Genomic DNA, 783 nt, shown 5'->3' on the forward strand with positions numbered 1-783 from the left:
GCGAGAGATCGCTAACGAAACTGAATTTGTTGTCGTTGCAGTTGACTATCGCCTGGCTCCTGAAAATGTGTTTCCGGCCGGACTTAACGACTGTTATGCGGTTGTTAAATGGATAGCTGAACAGGGGGCTGATTCACGTGACGGTATTGGTTGGAACGAGAAATCACTAGCCTTGGCGGGTGATAGCTCTGGTGCCAACTTCGTCGCTGCAGTTACAGCTAAAGCGCTCGATGAAGGACTCCAGTGCATAACGCACCAAGTGCTTTATTATCCTTCACTGGATCTAGACTTTGATGTCGAGCGCTATGAGTCACTCAAGACCAACGCAGTAGGCAACGGATTGGAGACAGCGGTTTTGAAACCCTTCAATGCCTTCTATGTCGAGAGTGGTGCCGATCCTGCTAATCCAATGGTATCACCCATCAAGCGCAAGGATTTTTCTGGGCTTCCGCCTACTCTCGTTGTCACAGCAGAATACGACCCATTGCGTGATGAGGGTGAGGCTTACGCAAAAAAGCTTGCCGACGCAGGTGTTCCTGTGAAAGTGCATCGTTATGAGTCGGCTGGTCATGGGTTCGTCCAGCATTTCTCCTGGCTTCCAGAGTTTCATGGTGTGTATTCCGAAACGGCAAAGTTTCTGGGAGGTCAATGATGAGCACCGTAGGGATCCATTCTCTGTATTCGCAATGGGGTCGTTTCGGTCTTTACAGTTTCTTTATTGACGGAAGTGAACCTGCCATTGTCGATACTGGGATCGCTAGTTCGCCTTCAGGCGGAATCTCC

Annotated in this window: 1 protein-coding gene; it reads left to right on the forward strand. The window is 49.8% G+C overall.

From position 1 onward, the window contains the following. Positions 1-652 (forward strand): alpha/beta hydrolase (locus IOC61_RS10940; protein WP_195688888.1); only part of this gene is annotated, 652 nt, incomplete at its 5' end. Between the last annotated feature and the right edge of the window lie 131 nt (positions 653-783).

The sequence above is a fragment of the Halomonas sp. KAO genome (assembly GCF_015595025.1).
Taxonomy (GTDB): Bacteria; Pseudomonadota; Gammaproteobacteria; order Pseudomonadales; family Halomonadaceae; genus Halomonas.